This is a genomic window from Paraflavitalea speifideaquila (assembly GCF_032395985.1).
GTDB classification, from domain to species: Bacteria; Bacteroidota; Bacteroidia; order Chitinophagales; family Chitinophagaceae; genus Paraflavitalea; species Paraflavitalea speifideaquila.
Window position 1 is genome coordinate 517,387 of sequence record NZ_CP135920.1, and the last position, 17,892, is coordinate 535,278.

A 17,892-nucleotide genomic window follows, 5' to 3' on the forward strand; every position below is an offset into this window, starting at 1 on the left:
CATGTATATGAATCAATAAAGATAAAATACCTTAAAGACAGACATTGCCCTTTAGAATCTTCTGTAGCAAGGTCTTTACTAAAGGAACATAAATTGGCCCTAAGGAAGTCTCTTCTAAAAAGTATTTTGACGATGAAGGTACAAGGAGCTATTTCCATTATCAAAAAACTCCAGTTGTACAAATGATTAAAAGGGTGAAATATTTTCTTCAACGCCCCTGCAGTTGCCAATCGTTTTAATAACAAAGATTCCTTTTTTTCGTTTTATTCACGAAACACAGGATTATCAGAATCGGATTACATTTGAAAATTGGTTCAATCAGAAAGTGTTGAATAAAGGAGGAAATAAGAAAGCATACTGGCCAGTACATTATACAAGCAAGGTTTATGATGCGGAGAATATTTTAGTTGGAATTGATGCTTATCCAGGTATCATGAACGGATGTTATATTCAAGGAAAGGGAGGAATTGAGATTGGTGATTATACCCAAATTGCTCCAAATGTGGTTATAGTAAGCGCAAATCATAATGTTTATGATAGCAGGCAACATCTGGAGGCTAAAGTAAAAATTGGCAAATATTGTTGGATTGGAGCAGGGGCCAAAATTATGCCTGGGGTAGAATTAGGTGATTGGACTATTGTGGGAGCAGGGTGTGTAGTAACTAAATCATTTTCTGAAGGGTACTGTGTTATTGGCGGCGTTCCTGGTAAAGTGATCAAGTTCTTAGATAAAGAGAAATGCATTCCTTTCCGAAATAAAATTGATTACTATGGATTTATTCGGGGAGACAAATTTGAGGATTATCGCAAGAAGTATCTCAAAATATGACAATTGTTATTGTTGATTATGGTGTAGGGAACTTGACCTCTATCCAGAATATGTTGAAAAAGGGGGGTAAATCTGCCATTATTAGCGGGGACGCGGATGTTATTGCTACTGCTTCCAAATTATTGCTTCCTGGTATGGGGCATTTCGACAATTGTATGCAGAAATTCAATGCCAGCGGCTTAAGGTCTTTGGTTGAAGAAAAGGTCTTTATAGACAAAATTCCCGTATTGGGGATTTGTGTAGGACTTCAGATGTTTATGCGTTCAAGTGAAGAAGGTAGTGAAGTGGGCTTGGGTTGGATTCCTGGAAAAACGATTCGGTTTAACCCAGAGCTAATGAAGAAAATCCATAAAATCCCCAATATGGGTTGGTTAGATATAAAGTGGAGGAAAAGTTCTCCTTTAATGGAAGGATTGCAAGACGCCCGCTTTTATTTTGCCCATTCTTTTCATATTCAACTGGAGCGTATTGAAGACAGCCTTGTGGAGGCTGAGTATGGATATTCATTTACAGCTGGTGTGGAATATAATAACATCCTAGGGGTTCAATTTCATCCAGAAAAGAGCCACCGCTTCGGAATGCAGTTATTAAAAAATTTTGCAGAAAATTACTAATGCATGGAATAAGAGTCATACCTGTTTTACTATTGCAAGGGGGATTGGTTAAATCCGTCAAGTTCAAGAAGTTTACTTATGTTGGAGATCCAATTAATGCTGTGAAAATTTTCAACGAAAAGGAAATCGATGAAATTGTGATTCTGGATATTGATGCCAGCAAGGAAAGAAGGGGCCCCAATATGCAAAAGATAAAAGAAATAACGGGTGAAGCATTTATTCCATTGGCTTATGGTGGAGGGATTTCTACTATAGAAGAAATTAAGGAGCTTTTTTATACCGGCGTAGAAAAGATTGTTTTAAATAATAGCGCTATTAAAAACCTCAACTCATTAGTGAAGCTGCAAAGCTAGTAGGAAGTCAAAGCGTGGTTGTTTCTATGGACGTAAAAAGAATTTGTTCGGAAAATACAAAGTAACAGGTAGAAACGCGACAGAAACTTTGAATGAAGATCCAATTGTATTTGCAAAAGGATGGAGAATGCTGGCGCTGGAGAAATATTTCTTAATTCTGTAGATAAGGATGGGACCTATGAAGGGTATGATTATGGACTGGTAAAACAGGTAAGTGAAGCTTTAAACATTCCATTAATTGCTTGCGGTGGGGCAGGATCCGTTGATGATTTTCGACAGGCTGTACAGCATGGCGCTTCTGCTGTTGCGGCTGGCAGTTTGTTTGTATTTCAAAGAGCTCATCGTGCTGTACTTATTAGTTACCCTTCACGGCAAGAGCTTAAAGACAAATTATTTTCAAAGATTGCATAATTATTTCAGTAGATATGGTACTCAGTAAAGAAGATCCTGGCTACAGACAATGTTCAATAACAATTATGGATAATATTGCTGATCCTGACATCAGTTTTGATGAAAATGGGGTTTGTAACTATTATTATGACTACCAAAAGGAACAAGCCCGGAATGTTTTTACTGGAGAATCAGGCAAAGAAAAGCTAGATGCTTTGGTACGAAAAATAAAGGAAGCTGGAAAAAATTCTCCTTATGATTGCCTGATAGGTTTAAGTGGTGGAGTCGATAGTACATATGTTGCTTATTTAATAAAGGAGTTGGGGTTGAGGCCATTAGCTGTACATCTTGATAACGGCTGGAATTCAGAATTGGCGGTCAAGAATATTGAGAATATCATCACTCGCTTGAATATTGACCTGTATACCCTGGTGGTAAATTGGGAAGAATTTAAGGATATTCAATTGTCTTATCTGAAAGCTTCTGTTGTAGATATTGAAGTAGTTTCGGATCATGCCATATTTGCAACAATGTATAAACTGGCGAAAGAAAAGAATATCAGTTATATAATTAGTGGGACAAATGTAGTCACGGAATATATCATGCCTCCGAGCTGGCTGTACAAGAAAATGGATTTTAAAAATCTAAGAGACATTCATAAACAGTTTGAAGGCGCAAAATAAAGACCTATCCTACTTTTGATTTTAAAAAGTATGTGTACTATTCTGCTGTCCTGAAGTTGACACCTATCACTATATTGAATTATGTGCATTATAATAAGCAGAAGGTTAAAGAGTTGATAAAAAGCAAACTTGGATGGCGCGATTATGGGGGAAACATTATGAATCAATATTTACAAAGTTTTACCAAGCCTATATTCTGCCTGAAAAATTTAGGATTGATAAGCGTAAGGCTCATTTATCAACCTTGATATGTTCTGGACAGATTACGAGGGACCAGGCTTTGAAGGAAATGGAACAACCGCTATATACAGAGTTTGATCTTATGCAGGATAAGGAATATGTACTGAAAAAGCTTGGACTGGATGAAACTTCATTTACTGCAATTTTGCAAACCCCTGTAAAAAAGCATGAGGATTTTAAAACTGATACTCATCTAAAAGAGGGATATATGAACCTCTTAAGGAAAACAGAAAAGCTGAGGAGGATCATAAAAAGAAAGTAACCAGTATGGAAAAAAAGAGTAAGATTTGGGATTATAGGATGTGGGCGAATTGCTCAACGGCATGCCGAGCATATCAACAAAAAAGGTGCCTTGGTAGCTGTATGTGATACCGTGCCCGAAAAAGCTGATAAACTTGCAACTGAATATGGAGCTAAGGCATATTATTCTATAGATGAATTATTGAAAGGCGGTGATGCAATTGACGTCTTGTCTGTTTGTTCTCCCAATGGGTTACATGCACAACATGCAGTTAACGCTTTAAATGCTGGTTTTCACGTGCTTTGTGAAAAGCCAATGGCTTTAAGTGTAGTCGATTGTGGCGAAATGATCAAAGCGGCTGAGCGGTCAAACAAAAGGTTGTTTGCAATTAAACAAAATCGCTTTAACCCCCGGTAGAAGCAGTTAAAAGAGCGATTGATGAAGGCAGGTTGGGAAAAATCTATAGTATACAACTTAGTTGTTTTTGGAACCGGAATGCTGACTATTATAAGAATTCCTGGAAAGGTACCCTCAGTCTTGATGGCGGTACTTTATATACTCAGTTTAGTCATTTTATAGACTTACTTTATTGGATGATAGGAGATGTAAGGCAAGTAAAAGCTTTGATGGCTAATTATGCACACCAAGGTATAATTGAGTTTGAGGATACAGGGGCTGTGATGTTGGAGTTTTATAATGGCGTCATCGGGACTATTAATTATACGGTCAATAGCTATCAGAAGAACATGGAAGGGTCGCTCACAATATTTGGTGAAAAAGGGACAGTAAAGATTGGGGGCAATATTTGAATGAATTGGAATACCAACAAATAGAAGGGTTTACGATTGCAAACTTGCCGGAAGGAAATAAAGCAAATAATTATGGCACCTACCAAGGTTCTATGAGCAACCATGATAAAGTGTATGATAACCTTGTTGAAGTACTTCAAAATAATGCTGCGATTTCGACCAGTTCATTTGAAGGATTGAAAACTGTTGAGATCATTGAAAAAATCTATCGGGAGGCTATAAGATTATGAATAATCCTATAATGTTGTCTGCTCAAATAAAGGATGTCGTTTTTGGGGAACAGGTAAAGGTAGTTGAACCTGTAAATCTCTACGGCTGTACTATAGGAGATTCATGTTTTATAGGTCCTTTTGTAGAAATACAGAAACTTGTGACAATCGGGAATCGGGTAAAAATACAATCACATAGTTTTATTTGTGAGCTGGTTTTTATTGGTGATGATTGCTTCGTAGGCCATGGAGTAATGTTTGTTAACGATCTATTTGCCAACGGAGCCCCCGCTGGTGGCGATAAGACAAAGTGGAAGTCAACCATTATCGGGAATAAGGTTTCTATTGGGTCTAATGCTACAATATTACCAGTTACTATTTGTGATGAAGTAGTCATTGGTGCAGGAGCCGTTGTGACAAAAAATATTACTGAACCCGGTATTTATGCAGGGAACCCAGCTAAAAAGCTACGCTCAATTTAACCTTACTACTTTTTAATATTATGCATGTTCCTTTTGTAGACCTAAAGGCTCAATATAAAAGCATACAGCCAGCCATCGACAAAGCCATCGCTGATGTGATCAACGAAACTGCATTCATTGGAGGGAAATACGTTGCAGAGTTTGAAAAAGATTTGCTGAGCTGTACGGTGTAGATCATGTTATTCCATGCGCAAATGGAACAGATTCATTGTATATAATAATGAAAATGTTGGGAATTGGTGTTGGTGATGAAGTGATCACCGTGGCCAATAGCTGGATATCGAGCTCTGAAACAATTTCACAAACAGGCGCACGGCCAGTGTTTATTGACGTACACCCAAGTTATTATAGCCTGGATGAAACAAAATTTGAAGTTGCCATAACGAAAAATACAAAAGCGTTGATTGTTGTGCATCTCCACGGGCAAATGTGCGATATAGAGGCTTTAAAACAAATTTGTGATCAATATAATATAGCACTGATTGAAGATTGCGCTCAATCTCATTTCTCGGAATACCGAGGAAAGAGAGCAGGTATCACGGGAATTGCTGCTTCTTTCAGTTTTTATCCAGGTAAAAACCTAGGGGCTTATGGTGATGCGGGATGCATGATAACAAATGACGCAGCGTTGGCCCAAAAATGTCGCATGTATGCAAGTCATGGAGCTCTTAAAAAGCATTTTCACCAGATGGAAGGCATTAACAGCAGGCTTGACGGATTACAAGCTTCTATTCTTACCGCAAAGTTGCCCTATATCCTTAATTGGACAGAGCAACGTATTGGTGTTGCTGCATTATACAATCAATATTTAAGAGATATTCCAGATATTGTACTGCCTGCTGTGAGACCGGAGTCAAAACATACATATCATTTGTATGTGGTCCGTGCTAAAAGAGGAATGAATTAATGGAGTTTCTAAAAGAAAAAGGCATTGAAACAACCTTACATTATCCTACTCCTTTACCATTCCTTCCTGCCTATGCATATTTAGGACATACAGCTGCCGATTTTCCTGTAGCAACGCAATTACAGCAGGAAATTCTTTCCCTTCCCATATATCCAGAGTTAACGGAAGAGGCAGTCTGTTATGTAGGTGAAATGATTAGGTCTTTTTATGCTAACTAACCAGCTATTATCTTGAAGAAAAATGCAAAATGAGAGTAGAGCAGGATTGACTGGTAAAACCATTCTTATTATTTCCCCACAATCTTGGGGAAAAATGTTTGTTTCAAGCATCATTACGCTGTCGAACTCGCCAAACGAGGGAATAAGATTTTTTTCTAAACCCACCGGAAGAAAAAGCGGGCAGTTTTGGTCGTACAATTGTAGAATTTTCAAAATTGTCTGATAATTTAATACTTGTACAGCACACATTAGGCTTTCCCTACCGCATTAAATTTCATGCATTGCCATTGTTTCATTGGCTTATGAAATTTCATATTCGGAAATTGCTAAAAAGACTGGTGCAATAGATATTATCTGGTCATTTGATTTGGGTAATTTGTATCCATTCCAACTCTGGGGAAATAAGGTTTATAAAATTTTTCACCCTGTAGATGAACCTTTAAACAACACAGCTATTAATTCCGCACAAAAGGCTGATGTTATTTTTCGGTGACCCATGAAATACTTGAAAAGTATAAAACATTTCCTGCCCCAAAGCATTTTATTAATCATGGTTTATCTGGAGACTTTATAAATTATGTGAATCAAAGTGATAAGATGGGTTGTCCTATCCATGTTGGCTTTGCTGGCAACTTACTTAGAGGGGATATTGACAGAGATGTATTGATACAAATCGTTCAGGATAATCCGTCTGTCGTCTTTGAATTTTGGGGAGTTATACCAGCGCGCAATCCAATATCGGCGGAGGAGAGAATGAAGCTACACAGATATTTATCTCTACGCTGAAGCAATTGAAGAATATTATTTTACACGGACCTGTACCGCCTGCGTTCTTAGCGAAAGCTATTAACAACATGGATGCATTTCTGATTTGTTATGATGTACAAAAAGATCAGAGTAAAGGGACTAATTATCATAAAATAATTGAATATTTAAGTACTGGTAAAGTTATTATTTCCAATAACGTTACAACTTACCAGCAGTATCCTGGCTTGATAGAGATGATACCAGAACGAGACAATAATCAAACCTTGCCAGGTTTGTTCAAGCAAGTAATAGAAAGATTACAACAATATAATAGCAGCACTAAGCAAGCACAACGAGTATCATTCGCACGGGATAATACCTATAAAAGGCAAATTGAAAGAATTGAAACAATCCTTAATGCAAAGTAAGATAAGAATAGCAGTAGTTGTATCTCATCCTATTCAGCATTTCTGTCCGCAATATGTAAGCTTTTCAAGGCATCCAGATTTGCATTGTAAAGTTTTTTTGCTTCAGCTTTAGGCCTTAAAAAATATGTAGATCCGAATTTTAAAAAAGAAATATCCTGGGGAAATCTTCAACTTGAAGAATTTGATCATATTTTTTTAAATGGTGATGTGGCGTTACAGCCAGACAAGAACCTAGATGCACCATCATTGGATTCTGCTCTTGAGGCATATCAACCTGCAATTATCATTACATATGGGTATTTTCAAAAATTGCAACAGAGAGCTCATTCCTGGGCAAGGAAGAACAAGGTGAAAATGGCTTATATTTCTGATAGCGAAAAGCGGCAACAGCGTACCTGGCTGAAAGAGTTACTAAAGTATCCTTTTATACGACTCTATTTTTCTCCGATCCATTTTTTTGTCGGTAGGCGATGCAAATGAAGGATTTTACCGTTCCTATGGCGTACCCGATAAGAAAATTATACGAATGCATTTTCCTATTGACGTATATAATTATGAAACAAGCTTTCGTCAACGGGCGACTTTGAGGCAGCGAATCAGACATCGCTACAATATTGGCACTAATGAAATTGTTACAGCTGTTGTAGGTAAACTGGTCTCCTGGAAAAACCAAGTTCATATTATTGAAGCTATGCAAATGTTGGAGGAAGAGGGTATTTGCCTCCACTTGTTTATCATTGGATCGGGAGATTGTGAGAATGAGTTACGAAGCAAAGCTGCTTTATTGAAGGATAGTAAGGTGCATTTTACAGGCTTTGTGACCATCGAAGAGCTTCCGGCTTATTACGCAGCGGCTGATTTTTACACACACCCAGCCGAAATCGAACCACATTCAATAGCCATTAGTGAGGCTATTTATATGGGGTCCCCGGTTGTTATTAGCAATAGGTGCGGAAGTTATGGAGAAACCGATGATGTGCAACATGGTAAAAATGGATTTGTATATCCTTTTGGAGATATTAGGTTATTGGCTGATACAATTAAAAAAATGTGTTTGACCCCTGATATGGTGAAAGTAATGAGTGAGTATTCACACAAAATAGCTATGCAATTTCAAAAACAATCTCACTCTGGAGTATTAACTGACCTATTAAAGGCCTCTGAAAATGTATAAGCACTATGTGCTTGCGGAATTACCTAGAGCTGGTTTAGGAAACAGGTTACTGGTTTGGGCAAGAGCTTGCGCTTTTGCCCAAAAAAATGATTTTCCTTTAGTAGTTAGAGGGTGGGATAAATTCTCTATTGGCCCCTGGATACGAAGGGAAAGAGTAAAACGATTATATTTTGGGTACTTCCGAAATAGTAATGATCATTTCTGGTATCGTATAAGGGAAAAGCTGGGTTCGGGTACGGGAATTTTAGATGAGCCCTCATTTGAAAGTGAGAAGTCGGCCTTGGAAGGATATAAAGTAATTAGGTTTAAGGAGATTCCACATTGGTCCGATTTTTTTGAACATATACGGGACGCGCGTACATTAATAAAAGAGAATTATCATTAATGTTAAGCCCACATGTTATTTCAAAGTTAAACGATTTGGGTTCGCCGGCAATTGGTCTCCACATTCGGATGGGCGATTTTAGGGAATTGAAAGCTGGTGAGGATTTTAATAAAGTTGGCGCTGTACGAACACCTGAATCATATTTTATTGATATGATTAATCTTATCAGGAAGATAAATGGTGCTCAATTGCCTGTAACTATTGTAACTGATGGTTACCGTCATGAGCTTGAAGGACTTCTTGCTCTACAGAATATAAAGATAATGGAAGGCAATCCAGATATAGTGGATATGCTGGTTTTGAGTAGAAGTAAAATCATAATAACTTCAGCTAGTAGTACATTTAGTTATTGGGCAGGCTTTCTATCTGATGTGCCAGTGATTGTGCATCCAAGTCTAAGGAATTTAAAACTTAGACCTGATGGTTTTTATGAAGGCCCCCTGGAAGAAAGCAATGAATCCCTTGTGAAATATATTAAGGACCTGCCCTCTTAATTAGATCGAAAGGTTGATTATTAGCTGCGCTGACGATTTTGGGTACTATTCACAACTTTGATATGAAGCGGACGTTAAATAAATTCTTGCACAAATTTGGTGTTGAGATTCACGGCACTGGATATTTACAGGCATTGGCTAAAAATGAATTCAAAAGGATGTATTTTCAGTCAAAAAGGAATTGTTAGGAGCAAATGTGAACGTTATTCTTGATGTTGGTGCCAACCGGGGTGATGTTACACAAACATATAGTAAGGCATTTCCGGAAGCGTCTATTTATGCATTTGAACCATTCCCAGATTCCTATTTAATATTGCAACAGAGGTTTAGTGAAAATTCTAAGATTTCTTGTTATCAAAAGGCTGTGGCCGAAAATAATAAGACAAAAACATTTTATGTAAATAAAAACGTGGATACGAATTCCTTGTTAAAGCCACAGAATACAGGGTTATCTTCCGATAAGCAAGTAGAAAACCTCAATCAAATTGAAGTTGAGTCTTTGACATTAGACGAGTTTTGTGAGTCGAAGAAGATTGATAAAGTCGATATCCTTAAAATGGACATTCAGGGCGGAGAGTTTAATGCATTACATGGAGCGCGTAATTTATTAAAAGAAGGTAAAATATCACTGATCTATTCTGAAGTATATTTTATTGAGCAATACGAAAAGCAACCTTTGTTTCATGATGTTTCAAAACTGCTTTTTCAGTATGGGTATACTTTGCAGGATATATATAGCCCTATTTACGGGAAAGGAAATATTGCTTGGGCCGATGTTGTTTTTGTAAAAAACAAATGAAAGTATGAAAGTTTTAATTGTAGGGTCTGATGAGGTATATTCCATTGAAAGGTTTTATGAAACACATTTACTAAATGCTCATATTCATGTAGAGAAATTTCCAGCTCAAAGTGTTTTTATGCCTATTACCAATCTTCCATAATTAATAAGGTCTTATTTAAGTCTGGGTTGTCTATGATAACCCAAAAAATTAATCAACAGTTTAAGCAAAAGGTAAAAGCGTTTAAGCCTGATATAATATGGGTTTTTAAGGGAATGGAAATCCTCCCTTCTTCTTTGGAATGGGCCAGGAAGCAATCAATTAAATTGATTAACTATAACCCCGACAATCCTTTCATATTTACCGGGAAGGGCAGCGGGAATAGCAATGTTACTAATTCTATAGGCCTGTATGATCTTCATTTTACATATAATTTTGCCATAAAGAAAGAGCTAGAAGAACGTTTTCAAAGCAAGGTTGCTTATTTACCCTTCGGATACGAGTTGCCATCTGGTATTCAAAGAGCAATGCCAGGAACAAAAGGAAGTAATTAAATGCTGTCTATTGGGCAATCCTGACAAAGAAAGAGCAATTCAGATTCAAGAGTTGGCCGAAAGAGGTGTGGAGATAGATTTATTTGGAAATCATTGGGAGAGGTTTGTGTCGCACAATGGTATTTCTATCTTCCCTCCCGTATATAGTAATGATTTTTGGAAAGTCTTGTATCGCTATCGGATTCAACTAAATATAATGCGGGTGCATAACCTTGAATCCCATAACATGCGAAGTTTTGAAGTGCCGGGTATTGGAGGTATTCAATTGGCACCTGATACACCAGAACATCGACTTTTTTGCTCCTGGAAAGAAATATTCCTGTATAAAGGAATTTCAGAATGTATTACTACTATCGAAAAGCTTTTGTCTTTAACAGCGGAACAAGCGCGGGAAATAAGAAGTAATGCGCAAGCTCGCTGTGTTCAATCAGGGTATAGTTATCACGATAGGGCGTTGCAGGCGTTAGAAGCGTTGAAAGAAGTAATACATGATTAAACTAGCTATTGTTCATTTCCAGCCATTAGAAAAGTATCCGCCTGTGATCAATATGCTTCGTTATATTGCTGGGTTACAGATTGATGGCCTGCAATTGCAGGTCATTTCTACAGAAGCTGATAATGGAAAAAAACTTCTAGAGGTTGAGGGCGTTACTATTCATCGAGTGGGGAAGATGAAAGAAGGCCTTAATCGGATTGATCGCCTTTTTTTTATACCAGATTTCAGACAAAAGCTTTCTCATTACTGCGTGCTCATAAACCTCAAAAAATATTGTATTATGAGTCATTGTCTGCTGGCGCGCCATGTTTCTATAAGAACTGGTATGATAAAAAATGTGAGCTATTTATCCATTATCATGAATATACCTCCCCAATTGAGTATAAGCAAGGTATGATTGTCGGACGTTGGCTACATTACCTGGAAAAACAATATACAAGAAAGCAACTTGGGTTTCCCATACAAATACCTACCGGGCAGAATTATTTAGGAATGACATAGGTAAAGCTGCACCTCAAAAAATTCAGGCAATACCTAATTATCCTCCTCAAAGTTGGAGTCAGCGATCCGAAAAGAGCGCCAAGCAAAGTCAAGATAAATTAAGATTTGTATATGTTGGAGCGATGAGCCTTGATACAATGTATGTAGAAGCATTTGCAAGGTTTATTGCAGAGAAGCCCAATGATTATTATTGGGATATTTATTCCGACAATTTTACCCCTGAAGTATTGACCTTTTTTGACAGCTTCAAAGCGCCCAATATTTATTTTCATGGAAGTGTTGAATACGATGCTTTACCAGAATTGTTGCCGAAATACGATATCGGCATTGTTTTGTATAAAGGGCATATACTTAATTATGTTTACAATGCTCCCAATAAAGTATTTGAATATCTGGCATTAGGGCTGGATGTATGGTTCCCGAAGGAAATGAAAGGGTGTGAAAGTTATATGACCTGTAAAACTTATCCAGAGGTTCTGAAGGTAGATTTTCAAAAATTGAATTTTTCAGAAGTTGTACCCGGGGCCCGAAAACCTCAATACCTGCCAAAGCAAAATGATTATTATTTTGAGAGTCATGTTTTGCCCTTGGTATCTAAGTTCTTGGATATTACATAGTACACTTGAGGGGATGGACTATATTTAATCGAAGGTTTGCAAAGATTGGCTATGTTCCTGTAAACCAGATTGTCGACTAGTTTTTGCCCCAAAATCAAGCACAATTCAATATGTAACTTGTAACTAAATCACCTATTACTTCTCCTAAAATGAAGATCAATAGCCGGTATATTTACAGTATTCTTATACTGCTTATCAGTGTACTTTCACTAGTAACTGATTGGTATCGCAATCTGATACTTGCTCTTTTTGTAGTTTTATTGATAATGATCATCGATAAAACTGGCAAGGGAATTGTGTTCAGAGAGTCTACATCAATTTTATACGTATTTACTTGTTTGGTAATGCCCCTGGTTGGGTACATTTATTTTACTTCTGACAATAACCTGGCACGCATATGGTCAAAATATATGCCCGTTAAACAAGAAGTTTATTTTGGTTATACACTACCTGCTATTTCCCTTTTCTGTCTGACACTAACATGGCCACTAGGGATAAAAGAATCGATTGATGAAGGCAAAAATACTTCAGGAGTCGTTTAAAAGATCAGGCAGGTTCTTGGGAATAAAAAAACTCTAGGCATCTATTTAATGGCTGTTGGAATGGTCATGAATACGGTTGCTGTTTTTTTGCCTGGTGGATTGCAATTCTTTGTCACTTTATTCTTTTTGCATCCTTTGCCGGATTGCTGTATGTTTATTTTGCCCCATCATTCAGGTATAAAAAGATAATTATCATAGGATTTATATTTTATATCATTAGTGTTGCTCTGGGCTCTGGTATGTTTACTATTGTGGCTTACATGAGCATAACCCTCTATTCTTTTTTTATTGTTTCTGAAAAAGGTCCTTCCTAAAGAATGTAATAATTTTAGTAGTTGCTGTTGGACTAATGCTAGTGTTACAAGCTGTTAAAGGATCATATCGGAAGTATGTTTGGAAATCGGTGTATACAGGTAATCGGGTTGCACTTTTTACTGACATTTTTATGGAGACGATCAAAAATGGTGATTTACTGTTTGAAGAACGCGCTGTATTCAACACCTATATTAGAACTAATCAGGGGTTTAACGTTGCGCTTGTTATGCGGAGGATACCGTCCTACCAACCCTACGATAATGGAAATAATCTATTTAAGGTAATGGCAGCTTCAATTGTCCCTCGTTTTTTATGGCCAGATAAACCGGAGGCTGGAGGAAAGTTTAACATGAAATATTATGCTGGTTATTCCATCAAAGGATGGTCTACCAATATTGGGCCTTTAGGAGAAGCGTATGGTAGTTTTGGAGTTGTTGGAGGAATACTATTTATGTTTCTATTAGGAATTTTTATCCGGTGGTCTTACAAGTTGGTATTTACAATCAGTAAAAGAATTCCATTATTGATTTGTTGGATCCCTGTTCTGTTTTACCAAATTACTTATTCTGGTGAAACGGATACATTGCAAATACTTAATTCGCTGGTTAAGTCTGCTTTCTTTATATGGTTATTGTACAAGTTACTGCCTGGGTGGTTTGGGATTGAAAAGCAAAAAAATAGCAAAAAATCATTCATTAAACCTGCAATACAATAAGGCATTTGACCCCATGTACCCCAACCATATTGCATCGGTAAGGTGATTTAATGGAGAGTATGAGAATTAGTTTTATTTACAGAAAACCGCGAGAAGGCTATTTTAGCATTGAGAAAATTTTCCGGCAAATAGCTTCTATACTAAATAAGCAAGTAAGCATAAATCATGTGTATGCTAAGCATTCACGATTAACTCTTTGGAATATAGTGCAGAACTTCAATGTTATCCGAAAAGTAACTTCAGAAGTATATCATATAACAGGTGACGTTCACTATCTTGCTTTGTGCACACCTGGTAAGAAAACGATCCTCACCATTCATGATTGTGTTTTTCTTTACAATACTAGCGGCTTCAAACGCTGGTTATTGACTTGGTTTTTCTTAAATTACCAGTGCGGCATTGCCGATTGATTACTACCATTTCTGATAAGTCACGGGACGAGATAATAAAATTCACCGGATGTATTCCTGATAAGGTAGTAGTCGTACCTAATCCTGTCGGAGATCAGTTTTATTATTTAAAAAGAGACTTTAATACTTCTCGACCAGTTCTCCTGTTCATTGGATCTACTCCCAATAAAAACCTTGAAAAGGTTATAGCTGCTCTGCAAGGCATTCCTTGCCAGCTAGTTATAATTGGTCAATTGGACGAAATGAAAAAGACTTTCATTGGTTAATGCGGGTATTTCTTTTCAACAATTAAGTGGATTATCTGAACAAGTGCTGGCTGATGTTTACGCGAATGCCGATATGGTCTTATTCCCCTCTACTTATGAAGGATTTGGGTTGCCGATCATTGAAGCCCAAAAATCAGGACGTGTAGTAGTCACTAGTAACATAAGTCCCATGAAAGAAGTGGCCGGTCAAGGTGCCTGTTTAGTGGACCCCTTCGACGTAGGGTCGATTAGAAAGGGCATAAAGCAAGTGATAAGCGATAGGGCTTACCGGGAAGACCTTGTTCAAAATGGTTTTAAAAATGTAAAACAATATGAAGCAGCAGTTATCGCAGAAAAATATTTGGGGCAGTATAATAAACTAGCGAAGAATTAACCTTTTATTTAAAGTGTAAAATCCTTATTTAATAGCATTTTAATTTCCAAGTTGATCCAATACTCCTGATTTTTAGTAATATGCAACGGCTACCTACTTTTGTAATATTTCTATCTATAATATTGTGGAAATCAGTATATAAGATAATATTCAAGAATGCAGGTATGCTCCCTCTGAATCCGATACCGACATGGAATCCCTTATGCTCAATGTCGCTATCTTATGAATCTAATTCGACGCACAATCCGGCCACAGTCATTCTTTACTCAAAGAGTAAAATATTTACTTGTTTTCCTAAATGGGTTTTTATTGGCATTGCTGATCTATTTCTATACAGAAAAGCAATACGAAAAGAACCTTTTTCCTCAATAGCTACCTATATTCATAATCCTACGACTTCTGCCAATTCATCATCAGTAAATTCCGAAGATAGCATCCTTGTAAGAAGTTTGCACCTGGTGCATGATCTGGGGAAAGACGCCTGGCTGTATTTGAAAAAATCATGTTGATGGAGTTAAGGCTAGTTATATTCAGCCGGTTAGTGTTGATCTAATGACTGCTCAAGGAGCCTGTGGTAGCCATGCTTATGTACTTGCGCGGCTATTACGTGAAATGAATGTAGATGTGCGTATTCCCCAAATGACGGTAAAGGGTCAAAGTGCGGGGCACATTATTGTTGAAGCAAAAGCTTCCTATGGTTGGGTTGTGCTGGATCCCTTAAGTAATGTTTATTTTAGAAGGCTCAATGGCCAACTGGCTGGTTTTAATGACGTTAAAAATAACTGGAGTTATTACCAGCAGCAACTACCTGCTAATTATAACATGGCTTACAGGTACGAAGGGGCACGTTATACCAATTGGGATAAGATTCCCGTTGTGATGCCTTTGATAAAAAACATTATGTATTGGACAATGGGCAAAGAAAAACAGATAATTATTCTCTTCGGAGTCTGGGCCTAAACAAATACAAGGTTTTATTCAATATTACCCTTGGTGCTTATTTCCTGGTGATTTTGTTCTCAATAAACATGCTTATTAAGGGCAGGCGCAAGGCCCTAATTCCTATAAGGGAAACGAATTCCCAGGTCGATCAGGCTGCCATTCAGGTTCAATCAATGAGCTGACCACTCAATACTATCATTTTATTTTTGCCGTTCCGACTACTCGTGCCAATTGTTGGATTAATCGATTATTAAGCTATTGGTCACATGGAGTAGTTATAGTTTCTCTTTATTTCTTTAGCTTTTACTCTTAAACTTCTTTTTATTGTATGTGCGGCATTGCCGGTATTCTTTATTTTAAGCATCCTGTTGCGGATCAGACCCTGATTAAAAAGATGACAGATGCTATGGCCCACAGGGGACCTGATGCACATAATGATTACGTCCATGACCGGTTAGCATTGGGGCATCGTAGACTCTCCATTATCGATTTATCAGACGCAGCTAATCAACCATTTGCAGACCATACTGGTCGTTATCGGATTGTTTTTAATGGAGAGATATATAATTATCAGGAAATCAAAGATCGCCTGACCGATTATCCATTTACTACCAATGGGGATACCGAAGTATTGCTGGCTGCCTATATAAAATGGGGTATCGATAGCCTTACTTACCTAAAAGGCATGTTTGCCTTTGCTATCTGGGATACTTTAACGCAGGAGTTATTTATAGCTCGAGACCGCATGGGGGTAAAACCGGTTTACTATTATATCAACGATGAATTTTTCTTTTTGCATCTGAGATCAGGGGGCTACTTGCCAGCCGCCTGGTTCCTAAAAAGATCAATACAGCTGCAGTAAGGGAATTTCTTAGTTATCAGTCCGTCGGCTTTCCTTTATCTGTTATTGATGGTATTCAGCAACTGGATGCCGGTTCTTGTATTACCATCCGTGATACACAAGCTGTTACAAAGAAGTATTGGGACATTACTGCTGTAGTCTCCGAAGAAAACTATGGAGATCGGGAGCAGGTATTGAAACGTATTCGGGAATTACTCAGAAATTCTGTGGAGCGACGTCTGGTGAGTGATGTGCCTATAGGTGCTTTTTTGTCTGGAGGAATAGATTCCAGCGCAGTTGTAGGATTGATGGCCGAAGTAAGTAAATCACGGCCCAATACTTTTACCATAGGTTTCAGTGAAAAAGAATTCGATGAATCGGAGTATGCGGCACAAGTAGCCAGAAAATTCAATACACACCATAACCAGGTTTTGTTAAAGCCATCGGTATTCCTGGATGAACTTACCAATGCTTTGGATGCGATGGATACGCCTAGTGGAGATGGTGTAAATACGTATGTAGTATCGAAGGCCATCCGGCAAAGCGGGCTTACGGTAGCATTATCGGGAGTGGGTGGGGATGAATTGTTTGCCGGGTATCCATTTTTCCGGCAATACCTACAGTTGAAGAAATATAACGGAGTATGGGGAACTATGGGCTGGGCAAGGAAGTTGGCTGCTGGGGCTTTATCACTTAAAGGTTCCAACAAGGTCGGTAGGGTTCAGCAATTGTTGAGAGCTTCGACTTGCTCTATAAACGCTTTCTATCCAGAGTTCAGGAGAATTTTTGCTCCTTCCTTATTATCAAAATTAACTCATCTGGGTGAGGGAACCACAGCACTTGAAAGTAATCTGTTGGCGCTGAATGGAGGTTTTGAAAAATTCCCGGCTTTAAGTCAGGTCTCGATAGCCGAATACCTCGGGTATACACAACATACATTATTGAAAGATACCGACCAAATGAGTATGGCGGTATCCTTGGAAGTAAGGGAGCCTTTCTTCGACCATGACCTGGTAACTTATGTATTGGGCGTTTCTGATGGTTTGAAGTTCCCGCACACTCCTAAGAGCCTGTTGGTGGATTCGCTGCAAGGGATTTTACCTCCTGAAATTGTACATCGCCGTAAGCAAGGGTTTTTATTCCCTTGGGCAGTATGGATGAAGGGCGAGTTGCATGATTTTTGCGATCAGCGTCTGAGGCGGATAGCAGAACGTGATTTTATACAAGGAAAGGCGCTGATGGATTATTGGGCACGCTTTAAGAAGGGGATCCGGAAGTACGGTGGATGGAACTGTGGTTATTTGTAGTATTGGCCTATTGGATGGAGAAGAATGACTT

Annotated in this window: 23 protein-coding genes and 3 pseudogenes; all 26 read left to right on the forward strand. The window is 38.0% G+C overall.

From position 1 onward, the window contains the following. The first annotated feature begins 223 nt into the window (after positions 1–223). Complete coding sequence (locus RS881_RS03685) at positions 224–829, forward strand: acyltransferase (protein ID WP_315819846.1); 606 nt, start codon at positions 224–226, stop codon at positions 827–829. Then, entirely contained in the window at positions 826–1,443 is a 618-nt protein-coding gene (gene hisH, locus RS881_RS03690) for an imidazole glycerol phosphate synthase subunit HisH (protein WP_315819847.1), read from the forward strand. Before RS881_RS03685 ends, hisH begins: the two co-directional genes overlap by 4 nt. After that, a pseudogene (locus RS881_RS03695) lies at positions 1,443–2,207 on the forward strand (HisA/HisF-related TIM barrel protein). Before hisH ends, RS881_RS03695 begins: the two are co-directional and overlap by 1 nt. A gap of 65 nt (positions 2,208–2,272) precedes the next feature. Next, entirely contained in the window at positions 2,273–2,869 is a 597-nt protein-coding gene (locus tag RS881_RS03700) for a 7-cyano-7-deazaguanine synthase (RefSeq protein WP_315819848.1), read from the forward strand. A gap of 133 nt (positions 2,870–3,002) precedes the next feature. Beyond that, on the forward strand, positions 3,003–3,371 hold the full coding sequence (locus tag RS881_RS03705; protein WP_315819849.1) for a hypothetical protein: 369 nt from the start codon (positions 3,003–3,005) through the stop codon (positions 3,369–3,371). Positions 3,372–3,443: 72 nt separating this feature from the next. Beyond that, positions 3,444–3,767 carry a Gfo/Idh/MocA family protein gene (locus tag RS881_RS03710; RefSeq protein WP_315825018.1) on the forward strand — a complete coding sequence of 108 codons (324 nt, stop codon included), beginning with the start codon at positions 3,444–3,446 and terminating at the stop codon, positions 3,765–3,767. 32 nt (positions 3,768–3,799) lie between these two features. Continuing rightward, complete coding sequence (locus RS881_RS03715; RefSeq protein WP_315819850.1) at positions 3,800–4,159, forward strand: Gfo/Idh/MocA family protein; 360 nt, start codon at positions 3,800–3,802, stop codon at positions 4,157–4,159. Continuing rightward, positions 4,156–4,389 carry a hypothetical protein gene (locus RS881_RS03720; RefSeq protein ID WP_315819851.1) on the forward strand — a complete coding sequence of 78 codons (234 nt, stop codon included), beginning with the start codon at positions 4,156–4,158 and terminating at the stop codon, positions 4,387–4,389. The genes RS881_RS03715 and RS881_RS03720 overlap by 4 nt, the downstream gene beginning before the upstream one ends. Continuing rightward, positions 4,386–4,850: an acyltransferase gene (locus tag RS881_RS03725; RefSeq protein WP_315819852.1), complete on the forward strand. Its 465-nt coding sequence runs from the start codon at positions 4,386–4,388 to the stop codon at positions 4,848–4,850. Before RS881_RS03720 ends, RS881_RS03725 begins: the two co-directional genes overlap by 4 nt. Before the next feature lie 20 nt (positions 4,851–4,870). Beyond that, complete coding sequence (locus RS881_RS03730; RefSeq protein ID WP_315819853.1) at positions 4,871–5,023, forward strand: hypothetical protein; 153 nt, start codon at positions 4,871–4,873, stop codon at positions 5,021–5,023. An 8-nt stretch (positions 5,024–5,031) separates the two neighbouring features. Further along, a pseudogene (locus RS881_RS03735) lies at positions 5,032–5,975 on the forward strand (DegT/DnrJ/EryC1/StrS family aminotransferase). A 295-nt stretch (positions 5,976–6,270) separates the two neighbouring features. Next, the gene (locus tag RS881_RS03740; RefSeq protein ID WP_315819854.1) at positions 6,271–6,468 is read left to right on the forward strand and encodes a hypothetical protein; all 198 of its coding nucleotides are present in this window, start codon (positions 6,271–6,273) and stop codon (positions 6,466–6,468) included. A 214-nt stretch (positions 6,469–6,682) separates the two neighbouring features. Further along, a complete protein-coding gene (locus tag RS881_RS03745; protein WP_315819855.1) occupies positions 6,683–7,150 on the forward strand; it encodes a glycosyltransferase family protein in 468 nt (155 codons plus the stop codon). Between the two features lie 457 nt (positions 7,151–7,607). Beyond that, positions 7,608–8,324 (forward strand): glycosyltransferase family 4 protein, encoded by a 717-nt coding sequence (locus RS881_RS03750; protein ID WP_315819856.1) that lies wholly within the window; start codon positions 7,608–7,610, stop codon positions 8,322–8,324. 384 nt (positions 8,325–8,708) lie between these two features. Then, a complete protein-coding gene (locus RS881_RS03755) occupies positions 8,709–9,203 on the forward strand; it encodes an O-fucosyltransferase family protein (RefSeq protein WP_315819857.1) in 495 nt (164 codons plus the stop codon). Between the two features lie 181 nt (positions 9,204–9,384). Continuing rightward, complete coding sequence (locus RS881_RS03760) at positions 9,385–10,002, forward strand: FkbM family methyltransferase (protein WP_315819858.1); 618 nt, start codon at positions 9,385–9,387, stop codon at positions 10,000–10,002. A 174-nt stretch (positions 10,003–10,176) separates the two neighbouring features. Beyond that, the gene (locus RS881_RS03765) at positions 10,177–10,536 is read left to right on the forward strand and encodes a CgeB family protein (RefSeq protein WP_315819859.1); all 360 of its coding nucleotides are present in this window, start codon (positions 10,177–10,179) and stop codon (positions 10,534–10,536) included. 10 nt (positions 10,537–10,546) lie between these two features. After that, positions 10,547–11,032 carry a glycosyltransferase family protein gene (locus RS881_RS03770; protein WP_315819860.1) on the forward strand — a complete coding sequence of 162 codons (486 nt, stop codon included), beginning with the start codon at positions 10,547–10,549 and terminating at the stop codon, positions 11,030–11,032. Then, complete coding sequence (locus RS881_RS03775; RefSeq protein WP_315819861.1) at positions 11,025–11,429, forward strand: hypothetical protein; 405 nt, start codon at positions 11,025–11,027, stop codon at positions 11,427–11,429. The genes RS881_RS03770 and RS881_RS03775 overlap by 8 nt, the downstream gene beginning before the upstream one ends. A gap of 10 nt (positions 11,430–11,439) precedes the next feature. Then, complete coding sequence (locus tag RS881_RS03780) at positions 11,440–12,150, forward strand: glycosyltransferase family protein (protein ID WP_315819862.1); 711 nt, start codon at positions 11,440–11,442, stop codon at positions 12,148–12,150. A gap of 891 nt (positions 12,151–13,041) precedes the next feature. Beyond that, positions 13,042–13,722, forward strand: a complete 681-nt coding sequence (locus RS881_RS03785) for a hypothetical protein (RefSeq protein ID WP_527250382.1) — start codon at positions 13,042–13,044, stop codon at positions 13,720–13,722. Between the two features lie 668 nt (positions 13,723–14,390). Beyond that, positions 14,391–14,771, forward strand: a complete 381-nt coding sequence (locus RS881_RS03790) for a glycosyltransferase (RefSeq protein ID WP_315819864.1) — start codon at positions 14,391–14,393, stop codon at positions 14,769–14,771. Positions 14,772–15,323: 552 nt separating this feature from the next. Then, positions 15,324–15,731, forward strand: coding sequence for a transglutaminase-like domain-containing protein (locus RS881_RS03795; protein WP_315819865.1), 408 nt, complete (start codon positions 15,324–15,326; stop codon positions 15,729–15,731). Positions 15,732–16,041: 310 nt separating this feature from the next. After that, entirely contained in the window at positions 16,042–16,575 is a 534-nt protein-coding gene (locus RS881_RS03800; RefSeq protein ID WP_315819866.1) for an asparagine synthetase B family protein, read from the forward strand. Further along, positions 16,557–16,637 (forward strand): annotated as a pseudogene (locus tag RS881_RS62520) (hypothetical protein); the annotation flags it as partial. The gene RS881_RS03800 and the pseudogene RS881_RS62520, both read left to right, overlap by 19 nt. 144 nt (positions 16,638–16,781) lie before the next feature. Further along, positions 16,782–17,861 (forward strand): asparagine synthetase B family protein, encoded by a 1,080-nt coding sequence (locus RS881_RS03805; protein WP_315819867.1) that lies wholly within the window; start codon positions 16,782–16,784, stop codon positions 17,859–17,861. Positions 17,862–17,892: the final 31 nt, after the last annotated feature.

Bases quoted from the DNA above. Each gene is read 5' to 3' on its own strand.
- RS881_RS03765 (WP_315819859.1), top strand. From the start codon at position 10,177: ATGATAACCCAAAAAATTAATCAACAGTTTAAGCAAAAGGTAAAAGCG.
- RS881_RS03795 (WP_315819865.1), top strand. From the start codon at position 15,324: ATGACTGCTCAAGGAGCCTGTGGTAGCCATGCTTATGTACTTGCGCGG.
- RS881_RS03755 (WP_315819857.1), top strand. From the start codon at position 8,709: ATGTTAAGCCCACATGTTATTTCAAAGTTAAACGATTTGGGTTCGCCG.
- RS881_RS03700 (WP_315819848.1), top strand. From the start codon at position 2,273: ATGGATAATATTGCTGATCCTGACATCAGTTTTGATGAAAATGGGGTT.
- hisH (WP_315819847.1), top strand. From the start codon at position 826: ATGACAATTGTTATTGTTGATTATGGTGTAGGGAACTTGACCTCTATC.
- RS881_RS03725 (WP_315819852.1), top strand. From the start codon at position 4,386: ATGAATAATCCTATAATGTTGTCTGCTCAAATAAAGGATGTCGTTTTT.
- RS881_RS03705 (WP_315819849.1), top strand. From the start codon at position 3,003: ATGGCGCGATTATGGGGGAAACATTATGAATCAATATTTACAAAGTTT.
- RS881_RS03730 (WP_315819853.1), top strand. From the start codon at position 4,871: ATGCATGTTCCTTTTGTAGACCTAAAGGCTCAATATAAAAGCATACAG.
- RS881_RS03785 (WP_527250382.1), top strand. From the start codon at position 13,042: ATGCTAGTGTTACAAGCTGTTAAAGGATCATATCGGAAGTATGTTTGG.
- RS881_RS03775 (WP_315819861.1), top strand. From the start codon at position 11,025: ATGATTAAACTAGCTATTGTTCATTTCCAGCCATTAGAAAAGTATCCG.
- RS881_RS03800 (WP_315819866.1), top strand. From the start codon at position 16,042: ATGTGCGGCATTGCCGGTATTCTTTATTTTAAGCATCCTGTTGCGGAT.